The organism is Gayadomonas joobiniege G7, from assembly GCF_000300815.1.
GTDB lineage: Bacteria > Pseudomonadota > Gammaproteobacteria > Enterobacterales > Alteromonadaceae > Catenovulum > Catenovulum joobiniege.
On the sequence record NZ_AMRX01000008.1, the window covers coordinates 473020 to 496700 of the forward strand.

Below are 23681 nucleotides of genomic sequence, written 5' to 3' on the forward strand. Positions count from 1 at the left end.
TTCTAATATTACTCATTGACGTTAATTTATATAAAATTTGCACAAATTAAACTTGAAATAATTAATTGTTAACAATAGTATTGTAAATAACATGTATTTTTTTGTGGCATGTGGCGCCCTCAAATTGGGTAGTTTTTTACAAGGTTTTAATCGGAGAGATTAAATGTTAACAACATCAAAGCACAGCTTAAGTTTGATATCGCTCGCGGTGTTATCCAGCTTAAGTATTCATACACAGGCAGCAGAAGCAGAAAAAAACAATAAAAAAAGTGATGCTGAAGTCATCGAAGTGACCGGTTACCGCGCTTCGGTTTTAAAATCAATTAATGATAAAAAGAACCAACGGACTATTGTTGATTCAATTTTTGCTGAAGATATAGGGAAAAACACAGACCAAAACATTGCGGATGCATTATCTCGTGTCACGGGTGTTTCAATTCAAACCGAAGACGGTGAAGGTACGACGATTTCTGTGCGAGGTACCGAGTCTAGCTTTAATAATATTTCGTTAAATGGGGTCCAATTAACCAGTTCGGATGGTTCATCTGCGGTTGATTTAAGCGCGTTTTCATCGGATATATTATCGTCTATTCAAGTTTATAAAACATCCAGTGCAGATCATGACGAGGGTGCGTTAGGGGCCAATGTTGTATTAAAAACGCCGAGCCCTCTGAATTTTAAAAATGATCGCCGCAGTGTTGAGCTGCAATATCGCTATAATGAGTTTTCAGATAAAGACAATCGTAAACTCTCTTTATCTATGTCACATAAGTTTAGCGATAACTTTGCGGTTATGGTTACAGCCTCAGATGAAACTCAAGATATTCGACGTGATCAGTTAGACCTTAGACCAGAAGAAATTACCGCTGAAGCTGGCCGTTATTCAACAAGTGATGGTTCAGAAAATACCACAGATGTGACCGGTATCTCGTACAATACAGTTAAATACCAAATGAATAATAACCGTCGTGACAGAAAATCGTTAAATACGGTCTTCCAATATGTCCCTGGCCAAGATACTGATATAAAAATAAATATCAGTGCATTTGAGCAAACGGTTACTAACAATAACCAAGAGATAGAAATGGCTCCGCTGCATGCAAATAGTTACTTCAGTGGTGGCGACAACTATTATGATCCAACACCAGCGGATCATTTAAATAGTGATAGAGTTTTAGATCCGCAGGAAGACTGGTGGACTTACAACCCTAATAACCTGCAATTTGAGAAATTTTTAAACCGTCAGGCTTTTGGTCGTTTAAACGAAGCCAACAAGAATACTGAAAATTCCAATATGGTTGGAACGCTAACCGTCAATCATTATATCTCGGACACTTTAAAAGCTGAATTTACGGCAGGTTATTCTAAAACTGAGTTAGAGATGTTGCCAGGTTCAGGTGGCGTATTGTCTATTTCGAATCGGTTATTAAACAATAATGACAAATGGATGATACCATCTGACCAGATCATACCAAATGGTTACGATTGTACCGATGGCGATTGCCAGATGGTCGTCACACCGCCCGAGGACACCGTGGGTTCGCAGCCTCCAGGTGTCGCAGGCAATTATACCGATGCTTATGGGCCTTTTACACCATCTGATCCATACGCCAATACCATGCAAAATATCAACGTAACTAACGTGTATACACAAGACGTTAACAAATCGGTCTATTTAGACTTTGATTGGGACGTTGATTTTGCCAATATTCACAAAATTGAATTTGGTGGTAAATGGTCTGAGCGTCGCAAAACATATGAAAGTCAATGGTTCCTAGTGAATGCAGTAGATACAACTCATTATGATACCTCTCAGGTAGACGAAGATGGCAACTATAAAGAGTTAACGCTAAGAGATGGATGGAATGAAGTTTCATTAATCCCTGTTTCAGATGTGGCGAAAGAATATCCGTTTGCACCTGACGGGTTTATGGAAGGCCTGGTCGGCAACAATCCTCAGTATAATTCGGATTTTTTAAATGGCTGGTACTTAATCGATACTCAAAGAGCCGCTGAACAGTTATATACCGAAGAAGTTGAGTTTGAAAACTTATTATGGGAGCCAGCCAATAGTAATGAAGCAACGGTTGAGCAAGAAACGCGGGCCCTATATGGCAAACTAAATTTTGAATTTATGGATGGCCGTTTAATTGGCGACGTGGGTTTACGTTATGTTGAAACCGATGTTGATGTATTGGACGATCAAACGACTTTAACTTATCACGGTAGTCCAAACATTTGGACCTGGCACGAATTAAACAACGCAGGTCTATTCAACCCGAATTCGCCGAGTGTTTGTAGTAATTTCTCTGCTACGCCAGGTGAAAATGACACTCGTCAAATTGTGCGAATTGATCAAGGGCCTGTTGGAGATCCTTTTGCTTGGGAAGATGCATTTAATGGTGTAAAGCAGACCGTAAATCGTTACGACAGCAATGGTAATCCAATTATTTTACCGGATAAAAAGTTTGTTGAGAATGGCGTGGTGTATACCGACTCTCTGAATTTTGTCGAAGATGAAAATGGTGAGTTAGTGAGTGTCACCTATAAAGCCGGTGACTCTGTACCAGCGCAATATTCGATCGACCCGAATAGTCCGTTAAAATGTTACGACCCCATTTTTGCAGGGTCGTCTAATGGTTGGTCGAGCGATTCTGCTCCCTCGACACGCCCAGATCAATATTCAGACTTATCAACCACAGCGGAATCTAATCGACGTATTCGTAATTATGATGCAACCTTAACCCATGACTACGCAAACTGGCTGCCAAGCTTAAACTTAAATTATATCTTTACTGATGAGTTAATCGGTCGTTTTGCTATATCTAAAACCATGGCGCGTCCAAAATTTGGAGATGTAAGAGCTGGTTTTAGATTTAATGAGTCTCAACATAGTGACCAGAATAATATTAATAATGCAAGCGACCCAGAGCTCATGCCTCTAGAGTCAACAAACCTGGACTTATCGATAGAATGGTATTTTGATAAATACAGTCAGGTTTCTTTGGCTTATTACACGAAAGATATTAAAAATTATGTTGATGACATAGTGACCGAAGTTTATGTCGCTGATATTCGACGAGATATGGACATAGAGCGTCTTCCTTTAGCTGAATTTCTGATAAATCAACCAGATGAAATTAATCTGGCTCAGGATGAAATATTACGCCCAGGAACCAGTTTAAATGACTACGACAGCGGCAAATATGCTGGTGATAACCGCATGTGTCATCCAGATAGGATCACGAACTTAACTTGGGATAATCTTGCTGAGTGGCAAAATCGTTGTGCGACAGTCAACTTAAACTATAAAACGAACGGTGTAGAAGCTACTGTAGAAGGTATTGAGTTTAGCTATCGTCAAACTTACGACTTTTTACCAGGCGCTTGGTCAGGCCTGGGTTCAAATATTAACTACACCTATGCTGAGTCTGAGTCAGAGCCGGGCAAAATTGAGTTGTTGGGTGATGCTGAGTTAAGATCAACGCCGCAGGCGAATACACCAAAGCATACGTTAAATACCTCACTTTATTGGCAAAAATTTGGACATTCAATTCGGCTGACGCATAGATATAACTCGATTCGTTATATTGGTCGAGCTTTTAACAACTACCGTCAATGGGAAGATGATAAAGAGTCATTAGATCTAGCTATCAACTATAAAGTAAATAAAAACCTTACCTTTAGATTTGATGCGCTGAATCTAACCGATGCGACTGTTCGCCGCTTTTTAACATCAGAAAGCGCCATAGTGACTCATATGAATGAAGCTGGAGACATGGTTACCGAAGCGTATTATGCAGGTAATCCAATGGAAGATAGCTCAGTGGACACAAGTTTGACTCGTTTTGAATATAGAACGGGCAGACATTATCGCGCCACTTTGAGATTTAACTTTTAATCCCAGTGCTAAATCAATTTAGCAGGTTGTAAAAGCAACCTGCTTAACGAGGTATATACCATGAAAATTAAATTATTATCCAGTGTTGTATTAACAACACTATTGGCAGCCTGTGGTGGCAGTGATGACGATAATACGATTGCCCAAAAAGCAGTAATACCTGCCGACGAAAATGGCGATACTACTTTATATTTATCTTATATTGAAGAAGATCCGAAAGCTTTAGTTAATTTATTGGATGGAGTGGAGACGCATGGGCGGCAAGCATTCGTCGTCAATCCTCGCTGTCAGGTTGATCCGGAAACTGGCGAGCCTGTGATGGATCCAAATAACCCGGAAAAGGAACTTTTGATCCCCGAGCAAGGTGTGATCATGCGGGCAAATATAATGGAAATCGATCCCTCTAAGTGGAACAACCAAGTTAAGTACACAGTCGATGGGCCAGAAGAAATTGTTTATAACTGTTATTATTCAATTGATAATTTTGCTCGTGAAGAAGTTCAAGTTGAAGTAGAAGGCGAAGACGGCGAAATGGAAACTGTCACTGAAATTCAACCTGTTATGGCGGAGCGGCGTATTCAACTGACCATTAGGGCGAAAGAGCACTTAGCTGAAACGCTTGAGGTATCACACGACGCAGATATTGAAGTACCCTTAAACCACTCTGGTTTTAACTTTGCTGTTTTTGAAGTATTGCCAGAAAACGCTTCAATCAAGACGGTTGAGTATAGTTCGAATAATTCTGATGTGCTTGAAATAGATAGTGAAACCGGCGCTGTCACCATAAATGGCTTAGGAACCGCCGAGGTCACTATTCAGACTGAGTCGCCTAATAATCCAGTGACGGTTACTCGCACTGTTCATGTTGTTGAAGATACAAGTAAGCCAATAGGCGCAGCTTTTTATAATGAGCAAGGTGAAGTGCTAACAAAACTAGATCTTGAAGAAAAAACGAGTATAAAAATAAACGCTAAAGCGCTATTTATGGACGGCGTCGATCCGGCAAACTCAAATACCAAGATAACTTTCAGATCATTAAATGAAGAAATGGCGACGGTTGACGAAGAAGGGAATATTACCGCTGGCGTTAAATTAGGACAAGTCAGGATTGCTGCTATCACTGAAGAACAAGGATTTTTTGGTTTTATAACTCTGAACGTCACCGGTGATCCGAGTTTATTTAAGTTGAATAATTCAGATTTTGAATCTGGTGTTTTTGGTGAAGTTGGCACTTGGCAGGAATTCGGCGCAATAACTTGGGCTGGTCCAATTTCTTATATGGAAGGTACTTATATAAACAGTGATTCACCAATCGATGGAAATTATGATGCTTACACAAAAACCCCAGAAGAGGGCGTTTTAAAGTGGCAAGCCGGTGGCTTTGAGTTGAAGTTTATCGATCCGGAAGAAGGAGAGGAGATAGATCCAAGTAACCCGCTGAATCCACCTATCTTAAAATCTGGGGTATATACGCTAAGCTTGGACACCAAGTTTACCACGAATCGAGCTAATAATAACTTCTACATCCAGCTATGGCATATGGGACAGTTTTCAAAAACGGCACCAGAGTCGCTGTCTGACCCCTATTATAATCAAGTTGAAACCACTAAAGTCACTAAATGGGGGCTTCTAAAGAATAATACTCAGTCGATTTCGGTTGATTTGGAATTTGACTTGGAAGCGCCTCATAAGCTATATAAAATCGCACTTTCAGCGAATCATGGCGAGACTGGCAATATATTTACTTGGTATGTTGACAACATACGTCTAGTTTATAAAGGGCCTTTACCTAAACCCTAAGCCACTGCGAAACAATGAAATTGCTTAGTAACTATAATTAGCTTTTATCGCTACTGGCTTTACCCCAAAACCCTTGCCCTATGGCAAGGGTTTTTGCATTTTAACGTGTTAGTTTAGGTTAAAATAATCTTTTGTTTTTTATGTATACTTTTTAATAAAAAGGTTTCAATTAACTCTTTCATGCATTATAAACAATCAACAATATTGTTAACAGGGTCTACCTGAACGGAGAAGCATGTGATTGCTAACAACCGAATAATTAAAAGAAACCTTGGCAAACTCGTCACGGGTTTGCTGCTCACTGCCAGTTGCCTAAGTCAGGCTGCTTCGCTTGATGATAAACTGCAAAAGTTAGCGCAAGATCCGGCTGCGCTAGCGGATGGCAAACAAACATTTGAAACCGTCTGCGCGGCTTGTCACGCCAAAGACTTATCCGGTGGTGCTGGTTTTAATTTAAAAGATGAAGAATGGGTTCATGGTGATAAACCAAGCCAAATATATCAAAATGTGGTCGATGGTTTTATGGATAAAGGCATGCCGGGTTTTGGGGCTATTTATAAAGCTCCTAAACTCGAAAATGTAGTCGCTTATGTTTTGTCTAAACGGCAAGGTTTAGCTAACTTGAGTTATAAAATTTATCCGGTTGAAACCCAGCAGTCACAAAAACACTACCAATTACCGAGTGACATCAACCCCAGTAAATCAGGGCCTCTGGCCAATAATCTTATCGATTTTAACCTGCCAGAAATTAATAACTATGTGATCGAGTTTGAAGGTGACCTGTATGCCCCAACCGACCAAGCCACTAAGCTGCATGCAATGACAAGCTTTAAACATAGAACCGAGTTATTTATTGACGGCAAAATGGTAGAACCTGAAATTGATCATTGGCAAAAACGTATTTGGCCGCTTAAAAAAGGTAAACAACATATAGTGATGCGTTACTACCGCATTAATCAAGCCAAAAATCTGAATTCTCGTATCAATATTTTTGTTTTAGATAACAGAATGAAAGAAAAGCTATTTGCTATTTCAGTGCAGGGCAAACAATTTTTAAAAAATGCCACTATTCCGATAAAAGCAGAACAAACAGCCCGCATTGTGCGTAAAAAGGTCGTTGACTTACCAACATTTTCAATTTCAGTTGGGCTGCCACAGCAGGTTAATTATGCATTTAATACCCGCTCATGCAGCATAGTTGGTATGTGGACCGGCGATTTTATTAACGTTGGCCCTAATGTTGAAGGTCGAGCACGTGACGGTTCCCTTATTTTGGGCGAGTGGGCCTTTAAACATCCACAAGAAGTTGCCGCAATAGAAGAGATGAGTTGTCATTTTGAGCAATACCGGCTGAGCAAAAGCGAACCTGAATTTATTTACCATTATGGCGACAATAAAATTAAGTTGACCGCTCAAGGGCAAAGTAGCCACCAACTGATTTTAAATTACCAGTTACTCAGTGGTGATATAAGTAGTATGCGTCACTGGCAATTACCGCAAGGTGATGATATTGATGTTGACGTAGCCGGAGGACGCATCGAGCAGCAACAGCTAGTACTGGAAAAATCGACTCGGCAATGGCAAATAACAATTACTAAAAAAGGCAAAGAATAATGAAAATTAAATTATCCACCTTAGCCGCCAGTTTAACGCTTGTTAATTTATTTTATGCAATGCCTGCAAAAGCGGCAAAAACTACATACATTCCTGACGGTTATAGTATTAAAACCATATCAACGCCAAAAGACGTGCGTTTTCATGTAACCGGCATGGACTCAAACAATAAAGGTGAACTTTTTGTTGCCACCCGTTTTGGCGACGTGTGGCGGTATAAAAAGAACAACTGGCTCAAAGTTGCGGAAGGCCTGCACGAACCAACGGGATTAATGTGCGACCAAGACGGCAGTATAATTGTTGCGCATAAGCCCGAATTAACTCGTTTAGTAGATGAGGATGGCGATGGTGTTAGCGATCGATATATCAATATGGCCAGCGGTTGGGACTTTCACGATAACTATCACGAATTTAATTTTGCACCAGTCAAAGACAAACAAGGCAACTATTATGGCACCTTAAACTTGGGTCATGGTGTGCCTGATTCTTTGAGTATTGGCGCTATGGATACCGCTGGCGGTTACCGTGGCTGGGCCTATCAAGTTAACCAGCAGGGCGAGTTTGTACCTTATGCATACGGTTTGCGCTCTCCGGCAGGTATTGGCATAAGCCCAAATAATCAAGTGTTTTTTACTGATAACCAAGGCGACTGGGTAGAAACTTCCAAACTGCATTTACTCAAAAAAGATGCTTTTTATGGACATCCTGTGAGTTTGCGTGACCATCCAGATTGGACAGTTGAAAAAATATTAGAGCAAAAAGATAACTTTAATTTATTTGATCAAATGCGTGAGTATCCGGTGGTGTGGTTTCCGCATGCCGAAGTTGCAAACTCGCCCGGTAATCCTGAATGGAATGTGACTAAAGGCAAGTTTGGCCCGTTTGAAGGCCAGATTTTTATTGGTGATCAAACGCAATCGAACATTTTTAGGGTAATTTTGGATGAAGTTAATGGCATTTACCAAGGTGCTGTGATTAATTTTATTGATGGTTTTCAAAGTGGCAACATTCGCACCGAATTTGATAATAAAGGCCAACTTTGGGTCGGCCAAACGGCTCGTGGCTGGTATTCAAAAGGCGGTAAACCTTTTGGTTTACAAAAAGTCGTTTGGGACGGCACCAATCCATTCGAAATTTTATCCGTTAAAATGATTGATGGGGGTTTTAAAGTAACTTTAACCGAGGCTATGACTAAAGCCTCAGCGCAAAAGCTAAAGGTTGAGATAACCGAGTGGGGTTATAAATATAGCAACCGCTATGGTTCGCCAAAAGAGGATGAAAAAAGCCTTCCAATAAAGTCACTTAATGTCGCAGAGGATGGCAAAAGTTTAATCTTTACAACCGACCTCACAGAGCGCAAAGTGATTAAGTTTAAACTCAGCGGACTAAAAGATGCTAAAGGCCGCAGTCCTAGTGTGCCTATTGTTTATTACACTGTCAATCAAGTTAAGTAACAGATAGTGCCTCTGTTTTGCCTCAAATCAGCAGATAGATTTGGGGCAAAACTTTATTTTACAGACTTAGTTCAAAGACTTTGCTTGTGCCCAAAAATCTGAGGTAATTTGGCTAATAACGTTGGATTCAGCATTTAACAAAATGGCAAAACCCAGATCAAAATCGGGCGAATAGCCAACAGCAGCTCGGTAGCCACGTACCCAACCCGAATGAAAATAAACTGGAAAGCCATCAAACTGATAAATTCGCCAGCCGTAACCATAATAAGCATCGTTTAAATGATTTCGCCAATATCGCTTTTTTAGCTCGCGTGTGGTATGTATTCTTGGAGTGGTGAGTTCGGTTAATAGATCTTTAGAAAGCACCTGAGGTTTGTAACCCAAGTTAGCAATTAACCATTGCGCTAAATCGCTAATACTTGCGTTTACTCCGGCTGCTGGTCCGACTTTATAGAAGTCAGGGTCAACTGATACCTGAGTCCAGATATAGCGTCCCTGTTTTTTATTGATTAACACATGGGGTTTCGCAAAGTTATTGCTCTGAATAAAGGGCCTAAGGCCGATAGATGCATTTTTCATCTTTAATGGATCAAAAATCCGCTCGTCAAGGAGTTGAGCAAAGGGTTTTGTTTGCACTGTTTCAATAACAGGTTCAACCAGCGAGTAAGCAACGTTTTGGTAACCATAACATTCACCGGGTGCGCATAATGGACTTAATTTATCAAACCAAGTGAGCGTACGTGCCATATCCCAATTTTCGGCCAGCAAGTTATCGTAGGCGTTTGGGATCAAACCAGTTGAGTGGCTCAACAAATGATGAATCTGAATTTTATTAGCCGCGGTTTTTTCGGCTAACCGAAATTCAGGTACGTATTTGGTAATAGGATCGTGCAAATCTAATTTATGCTCTTGCGCCAACATAGTGGTTAAAGTAGCCGAAAAGGTTTTAGAAACAGAAGCCAAACGAAAAACTGTATCTTGGTTAACTCTTTGAGTTCGTTTTTTATCTGTGTAACCAAAGGTCTCTAATGCGGCAATTTTATTGCTTTCGACAATCACATAAGCTGCGCCTGGGATGCTGTATTTGCGCAATTGTTGTTCGACATTTTTGGCAAATTGAGCATTAAACGACTCAATCGAAGCGGCTTGGCTGGCAGCGGTTAAAAAAGTAAAAAATAAAACAATAGCAGAAATAGTTTGAGATAAGCTCATACAAAATGCACTAAAAATTAGAACCTGTTGAAAATTTAAAAGTGCGATATTCTACCTGTATTCACAAAGATTAGACAGAGAAGAGTTGAGATTGGGTTCACGGCTTAAAACAACAGCCTCTCTAACAATGTAAAGAGGCTGTCTTGGATGAGTTAGATTCGTTTTTTCTGAATCGGAGAGAAAGTAAAACGCGTGATATAGTTGTCACTCTCGAGCCAGCTTTTGCCCGGCGTGCGCACATATTTATGTGACAAACCCCAGCGCAAAGCTTCTGTTGGATGTTTTTCTGTGTCTAATGACTCAACTAAACCTAAAGCTGGTGGCACCTCGTTAACAACGGCCATAATTTCAAAGTTAATACCGTCTTTTGCCCATTGAATGGTTTCTTTTTCGGGACCATCATGGCCAGACACCATAGCAATGCCGCCATCGTAGTGCCAAATGGCTAACTCATGCCCACTTTGCGTAATAGGGTTATATTTTGATTTAACATATGGGCCTTCAATATTATCCGCAATAGCGACACCCCAGCGGATTTCACGGCCACCCATAGTGATCTTTTCGCCTTTACGCTCGCCTTTATAATATAAATAAAACTTATCTTTGTAGTACATTAAGGTTGGATCATGTACTTTATGGCTATCCCACTCACCTTGCGAAACCACCGCAAAACGGTCATCTTTTTCACCTTTCCATTCGCCGGTTTCACTGCTTGGACTTAAAATAGGTTTGGCTAACTTTGTCCAAGGACCATGTGGGTTATCTGCAACCGCCATGCCTATTTGGTTATAAGTACGTAGCAAGTAGGGCGCTTTAACGGTCTGATACACTAAATAGTATTTACCATCATGCGCCATCACTTCTGGAGTAAAAACCGATCTGTCATCGTAACTGCCAGTAGGACCTAAACCAACGGCTAAACCTTCTTCTTTCCAGTGATAACCATCGGCCGAACTGGCATACCAGACTTCTGATTTGTCCCACGGAAACACTTTTTTATCTGGATCGCCGGTTTCAAAACCATGGCCAGGGCCTATGCTTTTGGTATACCAGGTATAATAGCGGCCATCAATTTTTAAAACTTTTGACGGGTCGCGGCGAATAACCCCTTTTTCGTAAGCAAAATCACCCGTTAAGTTTTCTACACTAAAGCGGCCAAACCACTCTGCATTTTTATAATATCCACGCTCTAACGCGCGTTTAGAAGCCGCACTAAGATAATTAACATCTTTAATGCCAAGATAATCTAAAGTGTCTTGTGAATATTCGCTATAGTCAGTTGCTTGTTTAGTGCCGCATGCACTGGCTAAAGCAGCCAGTGCCACACAGCTCAATAGGTGTTTGAGTGATTTCATATTGTCTATCTGTTGTCTGTTTACAATAACCAATATTTAATCAATTTTTGACAATATTTAAAAGAGTTAATTTAAATTTAATTTTTCGGTGGTTTTTAATTCTGGACGGCCACCTCGGTTGCCCGATCCACAACAAGTCCAAATGGCGTTATCATATAAAATAGCGCCGGTCCCATGTCGCCCCTCAACCATAGGTGGTAAACTTTTCCATCTTTGGGTTTTTGTATCTAAAGCTTCTACTTCGTTGTGCGCTTTGCCAGGTTTAGCGCTTTCGCCGCCTAACACCAACAAATGTTTGTCAACGACCAAACTTGAAGTGCCGGCACGCCCGGTTGGAATGTTCTGCGCTTTTGGCAGGGTGGACCATTGTTGGGTTTTAATGTCGTAAACGTCAACAGGTAGAACAACTAATGAAAATACCTGCTTAGTAATTTGAGATGTGCGGCGGCCGCCAGCTAAGTAGATTTTATCGTCTATAATTGCTGCTTGATAATGATCTCTCGCTCGCGGGGCATCTGGCAGTTGTTGCCACTGGCCGGTTTTTAAATTGTACACATCAAGCCATTTAACCCAGCCGTCGATATGACCGTTTTGAATGCCTGCGGCTATATAAAGGTTGTCACCCTGTAAAACGACCCCAGCGCCGCCGCGCAATCTATCCTTTGGTATGGCTGGACCTATTTCCCAGTGGTCGCTGTCTGGATAATAATAAATGATATTTTCAACTGGGGTTTCGCTAGGGTAATTGCCCGTCATAGCGCCGGCTATGACAATCTTATTTTGGTAAACGACAGCTTGAAAGTGATGGATCTGGAAAGGTGGTTTTGCGCCTTTTTGCCATTGATTGGTTTTAGGATCATAGATGCTAACAGGGCGAACGCCACGACCGCCGACGGCATAAAATTTACCTTTGTACTCTAAAAAGGTCGCTTCATGACGCTGAACGGGTGTATTTTTAGTCTCTACTGTTTGCCATTGGTTGGCGATATTTAGTGTTAGAGCAGGGGGTTGCTGTTGGCAACCCGTAATAAATGTTAAAATTAAAACAGATAAAGTTAGGCTAAGTTTCATGACTCATCCTTTTATATTTAAAAATCTATTTTAACTTATACCATAATCTGTCGTCATTAAAAGGGGTATCAGCCGGTAAATTAGGGTTTTTGATTCTAAAGACAGTGCGCTCGGCTAAATTGGCTTTATCTAATACGGCTTTGATCATAGGGTTATTGTAAAAATAATCATCAAAGCTGCCGTCTTCTATCGCTTGTAATAAACCCGCTTCAATTTTATCAGCCAGTTGAATATTGTTTTTATGCACAAAAAGGTAAGCGGGCAGCGGATAAATTAATAATAGTTTATCTTCAACGGTCAAATCTAACTCAGCATAGTCAATGACTTCTGACCAAGGTTCATGTACACCGCGCGGAAAATAATCAAAGCGCTCACCTTCTAACATATAAAACAGGTTTTCGTATTTATTGGTGGTTACGACAGGCAAACCTGCATTTTGCAAAATCGCCGTATCGGACCAAGTTCGGCCTTGTCCGGCTTTTAATTGTTTTAATGCATCCAGGCTATTAATTGTGTCAAATTTAGCTTGTTGACCTTGTTTGATGATAAACACTCTGTGACCTAACAGTCCTTTATATAAAGGCACCCTGATGGCTCTAAATCTTTTTTCATATTCTTTGTTGCTGCCCAACCAAATAACATCTAACTGCTTACTTTCAAGTGCGCTTTCTAACTTGCTTTGGGTGAAGGCTGTCGCCGAAGATTGGAAGTTATAAGTGTTTTCAGTGTCATAAGAGAGTGCGAGTTTTAATAATCCTAGTTGATATTTTTCTTTTGGCACATCAGCTAAGGTGTGTTTAATGTTGATATTTTTGGCTTGAATTGAACCACTAATAAAAATTAATACGAGCAGTATTGCCGATAAATACTTCATAATTTTATCCCGCGTTCATCTATGTTTAGGTTTAGTGATGCGTTTAAATCAGCAAACCTAAACACATAATAAAAGGGGCAGTTAAAGCTGCCCCAAGTTAGTTTTTAGTATCTAGTTTTACCAGAACTGGATATATAAACCGATAGTCATAAGCACTACTAACAGACCTGCAATTTTTGCAGAGCCAGAAGAGGCTAAATCAATTTCTTTGTTTTCTGGTAATTCAATTGGCTTATCAAGTGGTTTGATAAGGGTTGCAATTGTACAGAACAGCATAACCAAGATAAAACAGATTGCCATACGGTCTAAGAAGGCGATTTCGTCTGAGAACCATAAACCAGCATCTACGATCATATCGCCAAATACCCATTTAATTGACCCGTACAAAATAACGTTTAATAAAATACCACTCCAGCCTAAGAATCTTGGTGCACGTGGAACCAACATACCAAACAAGAAGATAGCGATAATACCCGAGCTGATAAAGCCTTGGAATTCTTGAATAAAGGTGAAAATACCACCGAAGGCAGGTGATGCTAATGTTGGTGCAATAGCAGCAGAAATAATTACAAAAACAACAACGCAAGCACGACCAACTTTAGGCAGTTTGTCATCACTCATTTCTGGTTTAATCTTTTTAACCAAGTCCATAGTAGCTATGGTTGAAGCCGAGTTTAACATGCTGGCTAATGAACTTACGATAGCACCAAAGATGGCAGCAAGAATAAACCAAGAGATCCAAGGATAGGGTTTGATTAAGTTACGTAATAAGGTTGGGAAGGCAGCGTCGTAATCAAAACCACCGTTTTGTAAAGCCAACTGCTCGTAGTATAAGTTAAAGGCTAAAATACCTGGAATAACCACAACAAAAGGAATTAACAGTTTTAAGAAAGCGGCAAATACAATACCTTTTTGGCCTTCGGCTAATGATTTAGAGCCTAAAGTACGTTGAATAATGTATTGGTTTAAACCCCAGTAGAAAAAGTTAGGGATCCATAAACCGATAATTAATGCAGTCCAAGGGATCTCTGCATCATCAATTGGACGTATCATATGCAGTTTACCACCTTCTTCGGCGGTGCCCGCATTAAGTAATTGGAATCGCTCCCAACTGCCAGCACTTTGCAGTTGATCGACAGTAACATCTTTTAATGTCGCTGTTTTTACTAACGAAGCTGGATCTGCTGAGCCTAATGCTTGGAATGCTAAATAGGCAACAATACCACCACCAATAATCAGCGCAGAGCCCCAGACTAAGTCAGTCCATACACAAGCTTTAAGACCACCAACAAATACATAACCAGCAGCCAACACAGCAATTAACCAACAAGCTGCGGTTAAATTACCTAAAATAAATACGTCGGGATAATAACCTGAAATAACTTTAGCACCGGAATAAATAACCGAAGCAGTGGGTACACCCACTAAAATAAGTAGCGTAGCAACGGCCATCACAGTACGTGAAAACGAGCCATAGCGGTATTCAAGGAATTCAGGAACTGTATAAATACCCGCTTTCAAAAAGCGAGGTAAAAATACAAATGCTACAACCACTAAGGTAATGGCAGCCATCCATTCGTATGACGCTATGGCCATGCCCAACCAATCGGCGGCTTTACCAGACATACCAACAAACTGCTCAGTTGAGATGTTTGCTGCAATTAGAGAAAAACCAACCAAATACCAGGATAACCCTCGACCGGCTAGAAAGTAAGAACTACTAGATTGATGTTCTAGGTCATCTACACCTTGTTTACTTTTCCAGATACCCATGCCGATAACACCGGCCACTGCGAGTACGAAAAGTGTGATTTCAATATAATTCATATTATTTTTGCTTCACTGTTCGTTAATTAAGTTTAAAAAGTCGATTTCAGCGCCGTCTGGTTTTGTAGCTAAATGCCAGACGTAATGCGTAGAAGCTGGTAACTGAATTATTACCTCCCCCCTTCTAACGCGGTTGTAACACTGCAAATAACACAGTTTACATAACGTTAAATTTACCACGCATAGTGCAGCAATGTAAACGCTTTACCTATTTTAATTTTGCCTGTAAATCATTGTTTTTTAATATGGTTAACAATCTACAGTATCCAGTTAACTCCCTTTTAATTGTAACCTTTTGTTTTTATTATGTAACAATAGCTTTAATTTTACCTTTTGTTAACGCTTTTGCATTCGTATTCATTAAAATTTTTATTGCCTGTTTTTTTAATGACAAAACCCATGCGTACTGTAAAATATGCCGCCTTGATATTAGATAGATTAGGTTCCCCGTCCAATGAAAATAATTCATAGTGTGTCTGCACTGACAACAATTTGCACCCTTTTTGCGTCAACAGGGGTGCATAGCGAGATATTATGGAGTGATAATAGCTTTTCTTTATTGTATGGGTATGAGCATGTTGAGCCGATCGATGACTCAAGTGACCAAAGGGTGCTCACATTTGAACATGCATCCGGTCACGACTGGGGTGAGTTTTTCATGTTTTTTGATCGCACGACTTACCGTGAATTAACAAATGATAATAATGCGACCTATGGCGAAATAGCACCCGATTTAAGTTTAACTTATTTAACAGGTGAGTCTTTGTCGGCGGGGCCGCTAAAAGACGTATTTATTTCGGGTAATTATGAATATGGCGATAACTTTGATAACTACCTTTATGGGGTAGGGGCAAGCTGGTCCATCCCGGGTTTTAAATATGCTAAAAGCATGCTCTATTATGCCAATAATGAATTAACTGATGATGATATTCAGTTGACCTTAGTCTGGGGTTATCAACTACCTATCGATGGGTTAGAAGTTTCGTTTGACGGTTATATGGACTGGTCAAGTGCAGAAGCTGACCATGCGTCTGAGTTACACTTTAATCCTCAATTGTTGCTCAACCTCAGCCCGTTAGTCGGTTTGCAAAAAAACAAGCTGCAAGCGGGTATTGAGTACTCGTATTGGCGCAACAAATACGGGTTAGATTTTTTAGACAGCGAAAGTGTTGTTAGTGCTATGGTTAAATTTCATTTTTAATCTTTATAGTTTGTTCGCAGAATAATAAAAAAGGGCCATCGGCCCTTTTTTATTATTCAATGATTCAAATTAAAGTGACGTATGGTAGGAACAAAGGGCGACCGCTAAAAACCACATAAAGGTATTTACTTGCTTTATTTGGCCCGTTAAAATTTTAATCGCGACCCAAGAAACAATTCCTAGTGTGATCCCGTGTGCAATTGAAAAGGTAAACGGCATTCCGATAACAGTTAAAAAGGCCGGTACCGCTTCATCAATTTTACTCCACTCTACATCTTTAGCCCCTAACATCATCAGCGCACCTACAACAATGAGCGCAGGCGCTGTCGCAACAGCGGGCACTGCAATAAACAAAGGTGTAAAAAAGAGTGCAAATAAAAAGAAAATACCGACAACAACGGCGGTGAAACCAGTTCTACCTCCAGATTCAATACCAGCGGCTGACTCAACATAAGTGGTGACTGTGCTTGTGCCTAACAAAGCACCAGCTGACGTACCTACGGCATCTGCGGCAAACGCTTTTTCTGCGCCCGGTAATTCACCTTTTTTATCTAACAAACCTGCCGCTCGCCCTGTACCAATTAAAGTCCCTGCGGTATCAAAAATATCAACGAATAAAAAAGCAACTACGATAGTCACAAAAGCGCCGGTTAGTGCTTGGCTAAAATCAACGGCCATTAAAGTTTCGGTTGGCAAACTAGGCAGTGCCACCAGTGAGCTTGGCGCAGGTGCTAAACCGCTTATCCAAGCGATGCCGGTGAGCAGTAAAATGCTAATTAACAGGGCTGCTTTGATGCCTTTGTGCATTAAGGCTGCGGTTACAATAATGCCGGTGAGTGCCAAAATAACTTCTGGGCTACTTAAGTCACCCATTGTCACTAATGTAGCTTGGTGATCTATCGTGATGCCGGCATTTTTAAAACCGATAATAGATAAAAACAGCCCAATACCCACCATAGTGGCGATTTTAAGGTTATTAGGAATTGAGTTAATCATTTTGCTGCGAAAGCCAGACATGGCCAAGAGTAAAAATAGCACACCTTCAACAAAAACCGCGGCTAATGCCACTTCCCAACTAATGCCCATGCCTTGTACTACGCCAAAGGTAAAATAGGCGTTTAAACCCATGCCAGGTGCGAGGGCGAATGGGAATTTAGCGTATAAACCCATAATTAAACAGGCAATACTGGATGCCACTGCAGTTGCAAAAGCAATATCTTCGGCAGGCATGCCAGTAATACTAAGCAGCTGAGGGTTAATAAATAAAATATATGCCATGGTCAAAAAGGTGGTAAACCCAGCTCTAACCTCACTGGCAAAATTAGTTTGATAAGCGGCAAAATTAAAATATTTGGCGATGGTTTGCTGCAAAATAACGACCTCAAATTTGGATTTGCGTATAATTTGAGGCGATTATATTACATTTAGCGCTCATCTTGGATATAATTTGCGTTTACCTTAATTTCGGGCAAGCAAATGGTTGATAAGTATTACATTGGCGCTGAAGAGCTGTTACAGGATTCCTTCAAATTAGGACTGGAAGTTTTTAAAAGCGAGTTTAAACCAGACTATATCGTTGCGGTTTGGCGTGGTGGCACTGCGGTCGGTATTGCTTTGCAAGAAATATTACACGTTTGTGGCATAGATGCCGACCATATCGCAATACGTACGTCGTCATACAATGGCATCGACGATCGCGGCCGCACAGTGCGGGTGCATGGTTTAGATTATCTGGTTAAAAATATAAACGCGGATGATAACTTGCTGATTGTGGATGATGTGTTTGACACAGGCTTGAGCGTAAAAGCCATTTTAGACGAGTTAAAACGCAAATGCCGTCGCAATACGCCTGAAGACATCCGTATTGCAACACCTTGGTTTAAGCCTGAGAATAATAAAACGTCCCTTACACCCCATTACTTTTTGCATAAATCGAATGAGTGGTTAGTTTTTCCGCACGAGTTTGATGGTTTAACGCATGAGGAAATTGTCGAAAACAAACCGGCAATTAAACGCTTATTTGACGAGTACGGTATTTAATAAACTAGCTGCTTCGGTTGTAAATACGCTTCAAATTTATACGGATAAAAAAGGTAAAACCATCGCTTGATAAGCGATGGTTTTTATAGCTTAAAAGGTAATTTTAAAGCTGTGCGCATAATCGCTTGGAAAACTATTAGGCACTTGGATGGTTAAAACATCCTCAGTTTGTTGCCAGTTAAGGGCTTCGTCACTGCCTAACAGCTCAACCTGTTTAATGTTTTTAACCTTGTTTTTTGCCAAGCTTCTAATGTTAATCGCGCTTTCAGGTTTGGCTAAAACTATGGCGTACAAATGGCCGTTTTTGCGGGTAAAGCGAATATCTTTAGCTGTATTGTCTGGGTTTTTATGTTCACTTAAATGGCCTTCAACCACTTTAGCTGGACCTTCACCATAAGTGTGCCAAGGACGCGTCCCATAAATGGCTTCACCATTTACTTTTAACCACTGACCCATTTGTTTTAAGCGCTCGCGAACAGGCGGTAAAATACGACCATCTGCGGTGGGCGGAATGTTTAATAAGACACGGCCGTTTTTACTCACAACATCAACTAAAAAGTCGACTAAACGGTTGGTCGATTTATAATTGGGTGTATCAGTGTGGCTCCAAGAATCCCAGTCAATTGAATCATCGGTTAACCAAGGATAGGGTTTTATATCGCTCATGCGGGCGCGCTCTAAATCTAATACCGCGCTACCTTTTTTAAGGTCGTGAAACTTATAGGTGACAACCACGGCTTGATCACGCTCAGCCGCATGATTGTAATAATCCGCTAAAAACTTTAAACGGTATTTTTCATCAATAATATCCATTTTATTGTCAAAATAGACTAAATCTGGATTGTACTTATCGACGACCTCTTGAATTCTAGCCAGCCAATCCTGGTTAAAGTTTTCATCAGGCAGCGGATCGGTTTTATCATGAGCCATAACAAAAGTGCCTTTAGGTACCCAAGGCCCATATAGGTCGGCATACTGAGGATCGCCAGCGTCGGTATTTTTATCCCAAGTAGGATACCAAGCATATTTCCATTGGTGATGAAAAGTTGCAATAAATTTTAAGCCGCGCTTGCGCAGTGCAGAGGCCATTTCACCAACAACATCGGTTTTGGGGCCCATGTCTGCTGCGTTCCAACGAGTCACCTCGCTGTCCCACATGGCAAAACCGTCGGCATGTTCGCTGACCGGGCCAGCAAACTCCGCCCCTGCGTCAGCAATCAGTTGTGCCCAGTCATCGGCATTAAAATGTTCACCAGTAAACATAGGGATAAAATCTTTATAGCCGAATTTATCCAGTGGTCCATAGTTGTTTTCGTGATGTTTTCTAATAGGATGTCCTTCGCGGTACATCCAGATAGAATACCACTCAGTTTTGTGGGCGGGCACTGTGTAAGGTCCCCAATGAAAATAAATACCAAATTTGGCATCTAAAAACCAAGCGGGTGTTTGGTGTTTTTTAACCGATTCCCAGTTGGCTTCATAAGGAGTGGCTTGAATTGCACCTGAGCTCAGCAAAGCTGAGCTCAGGCAAGTTAACGCTAAAGTTTGTTTAAATAACATAGGCCTTTAAACTTTATATTTTACGTGCGCTCGGTAACCATAAATAGCAATCATTACAAAGCACAATAGTGGCAAGACAAATGAGGTTTGCACACTCGGTAAACCGGCAAATAAAGACTCACCGTCAATGAGTGAACCTTGCATTGGAGGCATAATAGCACCGCCCACAATCGCCATAACCAAACCGGCTGAGGCTAAACTTGCATCATCGCCTGTGTCTTTCAGTGCAATACCATATATGGTTGGGAACATAAGTGACATACAAGCTGAAACACCGACTAATGAATACAAGCCTGGGTAACCGCCCATAAAAATTGCACCTAGTACACAAATACTTGCACCAGTCGCTAATATCATTAATAAGCGTCCGGGTCGGATATAACTTAATAAAAAGGTACAAATAAAGCGGCCAGATAAAAATAGGATCATAGCTATCATGTTATAGCTTTGTGCTTCGGCTGCTGTTAAACCCACTGACGTCATGCCGTAGTGAATAACAAAGGTCCAACACATAATTTGTGCACCCACGTTAAATGCTTGAGCGAGCACGCCTTCAAGATAACGACCATTATTGAATAATCGTTTAAATGTATCTTTTAAAATTCGGCCATTTAACGGCGCTTGGTCTGAGTGGGTTTGAGGCAGTTTAGAGAATAAAAAAGCTAAAAAGACTAAAAATACCACCCCAGCAATGGCGATATATGGGCCTTTTACTGTTGCTAAATCGGCAGCTTGCATCGCGTGATGAGCTTCGGGTTGATTCACCGAAAAATCCTGTAAAGCTTGCACTAACTTGCCGTCAACTTCTGATGGCAGCATCTCTGCATATTCAGGATGCGCCGCTTTTTCAGCTTGACGGAACTCTTCCACCTGTAATTTATTTAAAATAAAGGTAGACGCGACCATCATACCGGTTAAAGAGCCAATTGGATTAAAAGCTTGCGCTAAATTTAAGCGTTGAGTGGCAGTGTCAGGGTGACCCATAGATAAAACGTAAGGGTTAGCCGTTGTCTCTAATAAAGCTAAACCACAGGTTAAAATCCACAGGGCCGCTAAAAAGAAATAAAACTCCATGTAGGCACTGGCCGGTAAAAATAAAAGTGCACCGCCTGCGTATAAAGCCAAACCTAATAAAATACCAGATTTGTAACTATATTTACGGATAAAAATCGCAGCCGGGATAGCCATCACCCCATAACCAAAATAAAACGCAAACTGCACCAAACTACTTTGTGCGTTTGAGATTAAAAAGATGTCTTTAAACGCCTTAACTAACGGGTTGGTGACGTCATTGGCAAAACCCCATAGCGGAAACAGAAGTCCGACTAAAATAAACGACAAATAGAACTTTTTTTCTAATATTTTGGGCTTAGTTTGCGATCCTATATCTGAATCTGCAACACTCGCCGCATCAACGCTTTTGCTGCTTTCCATTTGGTTACCTTTGTTTATATATAAATTATATCTTTTATATTAAATTAAAAACACGGATGATGTAAAGAATAGGTTATAAAAAAAATTAGTCTAAACGTTTTCCCCACTAACGTAAATAAAATGTATAAAATTGTTTTGTAAGTGTTTTGTCACATTAAACATCAACTCAGCCTATTTTAATTTGCTAGTTTGCGCGCTTAAAGGGTATGCTTATCGGCAAATTAATGAAGTGAGTTATTAATAGAACATGTTGGGAGCAGTTAACCGCATAGTTTTTTTTAGTCTTTTGGTTTGCTTAGCAGCTTGGTTGACCGCGTGTGCGCAGTCAGATTCGGTGTCGCACCAAGCAATGCAAATAAAAAGTTTGCAAGAAGATGTCGCCGAATTAAAAAAGCAGCTTGAACACACTCAAGGTGGTTTAGATAAAATTAAGCAAGCAGAACAAGATTTAACGTTAATTGTAGAAACTTTGTCGGCGAACAATGATATTCCCACCTATCAAAATAACAGCAGGGTGCAAAACGGCCTGTTAGTTAAAAGCGAAGCTAACTCAGTCTTAAAAATGGATAATGGTGAAACGAGCACCTTTGAAAGTACAAATACCAGTGGTGAACCCTTAACTCAGCAAACTTCCAATTTACAAAGTTTTGAACAAACAGCTCAGGCGAATCCTAGTGAAGACGCGAGCCATCTTGCAAAAGAATCAGAAAATACCCAAAACCAGCAAACGTATTTGCAAATAAAAGGCAAAAAAACGACACAACCTGAAACCCAAACCAGTGGCAAACGAGCCTTGTTAGAGCCAATAAAGGACTTTACTAATCAGAACCCGTTTGCCGTTCAGCTCGCTTCGTTAACTACATTAAAACAAAGTCGAGCGTTTTGGGCAGAGTTTAAAGCTAAACATAATAAAATAGCTAGCGGGCAAACACCGAGAGTGCAATCAATAAAAAAAGGCCCCGTCGCTTATTACCGAGTTAAATTAGGGCCTTATACTAAACAGGCAGCGACCTCAATTTGCCAGCAATTAAAACAGCAAAAAAACGACTGTTTAATTACTGAATTTAATGGTGAAAAATTGTTTTAATTGACAAGGTCGAAAAAAGTCGTTAAAAATTATTAAAGAAACACGCAATAACGTCGATAAAAAAATGCTGGACGCTGAAGTATTGCGCAAGGGATTGACTAACTTATAAAAACCCTTCCTCAAAACCCAGCCAACAGTAAATAATAATTTTCATTAATGGAGAAGTATATGAAAAAAATAACACTTGCACTGGCGGTGGCTGGTTTATTTTCAACAGGTTCCGTTTTAGCCGAGACAGCGACTGGAACGATCGAATTTACGGTTCAAAATGCAATTAGTGTAGAAGCCGGTGATAATTTAAATTTTGGTACCTTTCGAGCTGTACCTAGCTCTGTAGCTGCTGAACAGGCTACACTTAAAATTGGAGCTGATGGTTCGACGGAGGACGGAAAATCGAATGGTGGAGCGACTATTCAAAAGTTTGAGGATGGGTCGCCAGGTACCTTTGTTGTGACAGGTGCAGCGCCTTTTAGTAACTTGACTATTGATTTCCCAGCAGACGGTGAAATCACGGTTACCAGTGGAGTTCCAGGTTCTCCCGTTTTCGAAATTGACGCTTTCGAAGGTACCGTAATAACAGGTGCGAACCCTAATACAGCTATTGCTGATGCCGACGCTGTAACCGCAGATGCTGATGGCAATTTAACGTTTGCAGTTGGGGCAACTATAGGTACTGACAGTAACGGTAGCACTGGGAGTTATCAAAGTACGGATTATACTGGCACATATGTAGTTGAAGTAAGTTATTAATCGCATTTGAATAACCAAGCAAAATCGTGAAAGGTTTTTTGCTGACTGTCTTGTTACTACTGGTCGTTGCGACGGCCAGTAGTGCGCAAGTTGAGTTAAATCAGCCTCTTTCGTTAGGTAAAATAGTGGCAGCTCATAACCAAGACGTTAGTGAATTTATGATGCAGCCAAATGGTCAAATGATTTTAAGCGGCGATTTTTGGATTGTCGAAAGAGGTCAGCCGGCCGAATTTTTGTTAACTGGATTTAAACCTTTTGAAGACTTAACCATTCGTGTGGAAACAGATAACGGATTTGTAAATCATTTTAACGGAAATTTTGAAGCATTTAAAATTGATAGGTTTTTATATCCGCAAACAGTGCGCGTAAACGCTTATGGTGACGCAGTCATCAGGGTGGGTATTGTGATCCAGTCTAGTGGTTCAGGCACCGCATACCAAAACGGCCCTTATCGCGCAGCTTTTAATCTTTATGCTGATCCAGTAGAACAATAATGAGCCA

General features: G+C 40.6%; 17 protein-coding genes. 9 read left to right on the top strand and 8 right to left on the bottom strand.

Annotated features, from left to right (window positions below):
* The first annotated feature begins 163 nt into the window (after positions 1-163).
* The 4 genes from C727_RS0116565 to C727_RS0116580 all read left to right on the top strand — a co-directional run bounded on the left by C727_RS0116565 (position 164) and on the right by C727_RS0116580 (position 8769).
* A complete protein-coding gene (locus tag C727_RS0116565) occupies positions 164-3901 on the top strand; it encodes a TonB-dependent receptor domain-containing protein (protein WP_017446781.1) in 3738 nt (1245 codons plus the stop codon).
* Positions 3902-3961: 60 nt separating this feature from the next.
* Positions 3962-5701, top strand: a complete 1740-nt coding sequence (locus tag C727_RS0116570; protein WP_017446782.1) for an Ig-like domain-containing protein — start codon at positions 3962-3964, stop codon at positions 5699-5701.
* Between the two features lie 237 nt (positions 5702-5938).
* Positions 5939-7315, top strand: coding sequence for a c-type cytochrome (locus C727_RS19695; RefSeq protein WP_017446783.1), 1377 nt, complete (start codon positions 5939-5941; stop codon positions 7313-7315).
* Positions 7315-8769, top strand: a complete 1455-nt coding sequence (locus C727_RS0116580) for a DUF7133 domain-containing protein (RefSeq protein WP_017446784.1) — start codon at positions 7315-7317, stop codon at positions 8767-8769. Before C727_RS19695 ends, C727_RS0116580 begins: the two co-directional genes overlap by 1 nt.
* 66 nt (positions 8770-8835) lie before the next feature.
* Here the strand turns inward: C727_RS0116580 and C727_RS0116585 are convergent, their stop codons facing one another.
* The 5 genes from C727_RS0116585 to C727_RS0116605 all read right to left on the bottom strand — a co-directional run bounded on the left by C727_RS0116585 (position 8836) and on the right by C727_RS0116605 (position 15108).
* Complete coding sequence (locus tag C727_RS0116585) at positions 8836-9981, bottom strand: serine hydrolase domain-containing protein (protein WP_017446785.1); 1146 nt, start codon at positions 9979-9981, stop codon at positions 8836-8838.
* Positions 9982-10133: 152 nt separating this feature from the next.
* Positions 10134-11336, bottom strand: a complete 1203-nt coding sequence (locus C727_RS0116590; protein WP_017446786.1) for a glycoside hydrolase family 117 protein — start codon at positions 11334-11336, stop codon at positions 10134-10136.
* Positions 11337-11402: 66 nt separating this feature from the next.
* Positions 11403-12407 carry a Kelch repeat-containing protein gene (locus C727_RS0116595; protein ID WP_017446787.1) on the bottom strand — a complete coding sequence of 335 codons (1005 nt, stop codon included), beginning with the start codon at positions 12405-12407 and terminating at the stop codon, positions 11403-11405.
* Positions 12408-12432: 25 nt separating this feature from the next.
* Positions 12433-13281: a type 2 periplasmic-binding domain-containing protein gene (locus C727_RS0116600; RefSeq protein ID WP_017446788.1), complete on the bottom strand. Its 849-nt coding sequence runs from the start codon at positions 13279-13281 to the stop codon at positions 12433-12435.
* Positions 13282-13398: 117 nt separating this feature from the next.
* Positions 13399-15108 carry a sodium:solute symporter family transporter gene (locus C727_RS0116605; protein ID WP_017446789.1) on the bottom strand — a complete coding sequence of 570 codons (1710 nt, stop codon included), beginning with the start codon at positions 15106-15108 and terminating at the stop codon, positions 13399-13401.
* 454 nt (positions 15109-15562) lie between these two features.
* Between C727_RS0116605 and C727_RS0116610 the strand changes: the two genes are divergently transcribed.
* Entirely contained in the window at positions 15563-16309 is a 747-nt protein-coding gene (locus C727_RS0116610) for an outer membrane protein OmpK (protein WP_017446790.1), read from the top strand.
* 69 nt (positions 16310-16378) lie between these two features.
* Here the strand turns inward: C727_RS0116610 and C727_RS0116615 are convergent, their stop codons facing one another.
* A complete protein-coding gene (locus C727_RS0116615; RefSeq protein ID WP_017446791.1) occupies positions 16379-17680 on the bottom strand; it encodes an NCS2 family permease in 1302 nt (433 codons plus the stop codon).
* Positions 17681-17785: 105 nt separating this feature from the next.
* On the opposite strand from C727_RS0116615, the gene C727_RS0116620 reads away from it, so the two are divergent.
* Complete coding sequence (locus C727_RS0116620) at positions 17786-18349, top strand: phosphoribosyltransferase (protein WP_017446792.1); 564 nt, start codon at positions 17786-17788, stop codon at positions 18347-18349.
* 90 nt (positions 18350-18439) lie between these two features.
* Here C727_RS0116620 and C727_RS0116625 read toward each other — a convergent pair whose 3' ends face one another.
* Entirely contained in the window at positions 18440-19909 is a 1470-nt protein-coding gene (locus C727_RS0116625; protein ID WP_017446793.1) for an alpha-L-fucosidase, read from the bottom strand.
* 6 nt (positions 19910-19915) lie between these two features.
* On the bottom strand, positions 19916-21343 hold the full coding sequence (gene fucP, locus C727_RS0116630) for an L-fucose:H+ symporter permease (protein WP_017446794.1): 1428 nt from the start codon (positions 21341-21343) through the stop codon (positions 19916-19918).
* A gap of 349 nt (positions 21344-21692) precedes the next feature.
* Between fucP and C727_RS0116635 the strand changes: the two genes are divergently transcribed.
* From C727_RS0116635 to C727_RS0116645, 3 genes are all read left to right on the top strand, one after another.
* The gene (locus C727_RS0116635; RefSeq protein ID WP_162131411.1) at positions 21693-22430 is read left to right on the top strand and encodes an SPOR domain-containing protein; all 738 of its coding nucleotides are present in this window, start codon (positions 21693-21695) and stop codon (positions 22428-22430) included.
* Positions 22431-22598: 168 nt separating this feature from the next.
* Positions 22599-23180, top strand: coding sequence for a DUF4402 domain-containing protein (locus C727_RS0116640; protein WP_017446796.1), 582 nt, complete (start codon positions 22599-22601; stop codon positions 23178-23180).
* Positions 23181-23230: 50 nt separating this feature from the next.
* Positions 23231-23674 carry a hypothetical protein gene (locus C727_RS0116645; RefSeq protein WP_155949291.1) on the top strand — a complete coding sequence of 148 codons (444 nt, stop codon included), beginning with the start codon at positions 23231-23233 and terminating at the stop codon, positions 23672-23674.
* Positions 23675-23681 lie beyond the last annotated feature (7 nt).

Coding starts and splice junctions, on each gene's coding strand:
- C727_RS0116565 (WP_017446781.1), top strand. CDS start 164: ATGTTAACAACATCAAAGCACAGCTTAAGTTTGATATCGCTCGCGGTG.
- C727_RS0116570 (WP_017446782.1), top strand. CDS start 3,962: ATGAAAATTAAATTATTATCCAGTGTTGTATTAACAACACTATTGGCA.
- C727_RS0116580 (WP_017446784.1), top strand. CDS start 7,315: ATGAAAATTAAATTATCCACCTTAGCCGCCAGTTTAACGCTTGTTAAT.
- C727_RS0116585 (WP_017446785.1), bottom strand. CDS start 9,981: ATGAGCTTATCTCAAACTATTTCTGCTATTGTTTTATTTTTTACTTTT.
- C727_RS0116590 (WP_017446786.1), bottom strand. CDS start 11,336: ATGAAATCACTCAAACACCTATTGAGCTGTGTGGCACTGGCTGCTTTA.
- C727_RS0116595 (WP_017446787.1), bottom strand. CDS start 12,407: ATGAAACTTAGCCTAACTTTATCTGTTTTAATTTTAACATTTATTACG.
- C727_RS0116600 (WP_017446788.1), bottom strand. CDS start 13,281: ATGAAGTATTTATCGGCAATACTGCTCGTATTAATTTTTATTAGTGGT.
- C727_RS0116605 (WP_017446789.1), bottom strand. CDS start 15,108: ATGAATTATATTGAAATCACACTTTTCGTACTCGCAGTGGCCGGTGTT.
- C727_RS0116610 (WP_017446790.1), top strand. CDS start 15,563: ATGAAAATAATTCATAGTGTGTCTGCACTGACAACAATTTGCACCCTT.
- C727_RS0116620 (WP_017446792.1), top strand. CDS start 17,786: ATGGTTGATAAGTATTACATTGGCGCTGAAGAGCTGTTACAGGATTCC.
- C727_RS0116625 (WP_017446793.1), bottom strand. CDS start 19,909: ATGTTATTTAAACAAACTTTAGCGTTAACTTGCCTGAGCTCAGCTTTG.
- fucP (WP_017446794.1), bottom strand. CDS start 21,343: ATGGAAAGCAGCAAAAGCGTTGATGCGGCGAGTGTTGCAGATTCAGAT.
- C727_RS0116635 (WP_162131411.1), top strand. CDS start 21,693: ATGCAAATAAAAAGTTTGCAAGAAGATGTCGCCGAATTAAAAAAGCAG.
- C727_RS0116640 (WP_017446796.1), top strand. CDS start 22,599: ATGAAAAAAATAACACTTGCACTGGCGGTGGCTGGTTTATTTTCAACA.